The organism is Streptomyces milbemycinicus, assembly GCF_002154605.1.
Taxonomy (GTDB): Bacteria; Actinomycetota; Actinomycetes; order Streptomycetales; family Streptomycetaceae; genus Streptomyces; species Streptomyces milbemycinicus.
In genome coordinates this window covers 1-3020 of sequence record NZ_MUNE01001179.1, presented here as the reverse complement: position 1 = coordinate 3020, position 3020 = coordinate 1, and the positions used below count along the sequence as shown (strand labels likewise).

Below are 3020 nucleotides of genomic sequence, written 5' to 3'. Positions count from 1 at the left end.
CCCCCGGCCAGCCCGACGGCACCCCCCGCCGCGCCCCGCACCATCCCGTCCGTCCGGCACTTCGTCCCTGCGGCCGGCCCCGGCTGGCGGCCCGGCGCGGGCAGCCGCGTCGTCACCAACACGCGTGGCCCGCTCGCCGACGAGGCCGCGCTGATCGCCCGTGAGCTGGGCCTTCGCGTCAGCTCGGGCCCTGCGCGCCGTGGCGACCTGGAGCTCGCGCTGAACCCCAAGCAGAGCGGCGGCCGCGAGGCGTACATCCTCACCGTGAGCGGCGGACGGGCCCGGATCACCGGCTCCGCCGACGCCGGGGTCTTCTACGGCACCCGCACCGTCAAGCAGGCGCTGCGCTCCGGGGGGCGGGTGCCGCAGGGCGTCATCCGCGACGCCCCGGACCGCTCACAGCGCGGCCTCAACCTCGACATCGCCCGTAAGTACTACTCGCCCGCGTGGATAGAGGCCCGGCTGCGCGAGATGGCCGATCTCAAGCTCAACCAGCTCGGTCTGCACTTCTCCGACGATCAGGCCTTCCGTATCCAGAGCTCCACGCATCCGGAGATCGTCGCTCCGCAGCACCTCACCAAACCGGAGGTGCGCCGGATCGTCAGCCTCGCCCAGAGCCTGCACATCACCGTCGTCCCCGAGATCGACTCGCCCGGCCACCTCGGCGCGGTCATCCGCGCGCACCCCGCGCTCCAGCTGCGCACCGCGAGCGGGACCGCGTTCCGCGGCGCCGTGAACATCTCGAACCCGGCCGCCGCACGCATCGTGGACGATCTGATGCGCGAATTCGCGCCACTCTTCCCCGGCCCGTACTGGCACCTGGGCGGCGACGAGTACGGCGCGCTGATGTCGCGGAACCCCGAGGCCACCTATCCGGCCCTGGCCACGGCCGCCCGGCTGGCCTACGGGCCCCGGGGGCGCATCCAGGACCTGGCCACCGCGTGGCTCAACGCCCGCGCCGCGGTCGCGCGCCAGCTGGGCAAGCAGCCCAAGGCGTGGAACGACGGCTTCTTCTCCGGCGGCGTCGTCACCCCCGACCGATCCATTCAGGTCGAGTACTGGACGGGCCGGGAGGCCGGGGCCAGACCACCGGTGGAGTATCTGCGCGAGGGGCGCACGGTGGTGAACCTCAACGACGAATACCTCTATTACGTGCTGGGGCAGCCGAACAACTTCCGCTACCCGACCGGCGAACGTATATACGAAGAGTGGTCCCCGGCGGTGCTGCGCGGCACCACGCCCGTCCCCGACCCGTCGCTGACCGGACCCGCCCGGGTGCCGGGCGCACGCTTCGCGGTGTGGAGCGACATCGCCGACGCGCAGACACAGGCACAAGTGGCCAACGGCATCAGGCTGCCGCTCGCGGCGCTGGCCCAGCGGCTGTGGGATCCCGGGAAACCGGCCCTGAGCTGGAAGAATTTCGTCGCGCTCTACGACCGGCTGACGACGTGAGCTCCGCGGCCCGCTGAACGGGCCCTCGCCCGGACCTCAAGAACGGGCCCTCGCGCAAAGGAAGGACGGTCGGGGCCGCCACCCCCCACAGGAGAGGCCCCGACCGTCGTCCGGTGCGGGCCCGCGAAGGACCCGTACTCCCTACAGCGTCGCACGCCCCGAATCCGTCACACCTCCCCTGGACGAGATCGAGACCGGACCGAGGCACCCGGGCCGAGTCCGACGCCCGGTACGGCTCTGGACGTGACCGGTCGAATCCCCGTAACGTGCAGGTCCGCGCTGTGAGCGCGGTGTTGTTTATTCCTTGCGTGGCCCAAAAGGGGCGACGTTTTCAGGGGGACTCCAAAAAATGTATCCGTGCGGGAACTGCCGCGCCGTGGCCGTCGGCCCCGACGGGCGCTGCGCAGCATGCGGGACCTACCAGCAACAGCTCGATCAGCAGCCACCCCAGCAGCCTCAGCCGTATGCCCCGCCCCAGCAGGGGGGCATACCGGCCGCGCCGCCGCTCGCGTACCCGGCCGCCCCGGGCATGGGGATGCCGACCGGAGGTGTGGATCTGCGGCGCGGGCTGTCGACCACGCTGGTGGTGCTCTTCGGCCTGGCGATCCCCTCCCTCATCTTCGTGCTCATAGCGCGCGGTGACCAGTACGGCATCCTCGGTGACATCCTCGACGGCGGCCTGCTGAGCATGAGCGGTGAGGATCTCCGGAAGCTCGAGGACGCGGACGACGTCTACACGACCGCGGTGGTCCTCTACTTCTTCCTCATGGTCGCGATCGCCGTCGTGTGGGCCGTCTGGTTCCGGCGGCTGCGGCTGAACGCCGAGGCGTTCGCCCCCGGGCAGCACCGGTTCGGCAGCGGGTGGGCCGCGGGTTCTTGGTTCACCCCGGTCGTCAACCTCTGGTTCCCCAAGCAGATCGCCAACGACATCTGGCGCGCCAGCTCCCCCCAGGGACCGCACAACGTCCGCCGCGGACTGCTCAACGGATGGTGGGTGACGTGGATCGTCGCCGCCGTCACCAACGTCATCGGCACGATCCGCTACAACTCCCTGCAGGGGAAGATGGAGTCCGCCGACTACCGTCCGAGCTATTCGGAAATCAAGAGCGACCTCGACGACCTGCACGGCATTCTCGCGATCGACATGTTCGCGACCGTCGTCCTCCTCGCCGCAGCCATCCTGGCGCTGCTGCTCGTCCGTCAGATCACGGCGATGCAGGAGCAGCGCGCCTCGCTTCCGCCGCAGGCCGGCCCCGCCCCGTACGGGATGCCGGGCGGCGCTCCGTACGGCATGCCGACCGCTCCCTACGGCACGCCCGCCCCGCCCTACGGCACGTCTCCCACGCCGCCCACACCTCCCACACCTCCCTACGGCCCGCCCGGTCCGGCGAACCAGCAGTACCCGCCCTATGGCCACGGCTAGCCTCGGCTACGGCATCGTTGGACCTCCGTTTCTCCGAGTGGGGCAGGTAGAGGGCGTGCAGGGGGACGACGCGGAACTGACCGCCGCTGTGCGCGCGGCGCAGGACGGAGACGAGACCGCTTTCCGGACCGTGTACCGGGCGGTT

At 70.9% G+C, this 3020-nt stretch carries 2 protein-coding genes and 1 pseudogene; all 3 read left to right on the top strand.

The genetic code is table 11. From position 1 onward, the window contains the following. A partial coding sequence (locus tag CCN51_RS51910; protein ID WP_086861296.1) for a beta-N-acetylhexosaminidase occupies positions 1 to 1452 on the top strand: 1452 nt, incomplete at its 5' end. Between the two features lie 376 nt (positions 1453 to 1828). After that, positions 1829 to 2875, top strand: coding sequence for a DUF4328 domain-containing protein (locus tag CCN51_RS51905; RefSeq protein ID WP_238545391.1), 1047 nt, complete (start codon positions 1829 to 1831; stop codon positions 2873 to 2875). A gap of 55 nt (positions 2876 to 2930) precedes the next feature. After that, positions 2931 to 3020: pseudogene (locus CCN51_RS58965) on the top strand (RNA polymerase sigma factor); the annotation flags it as partial.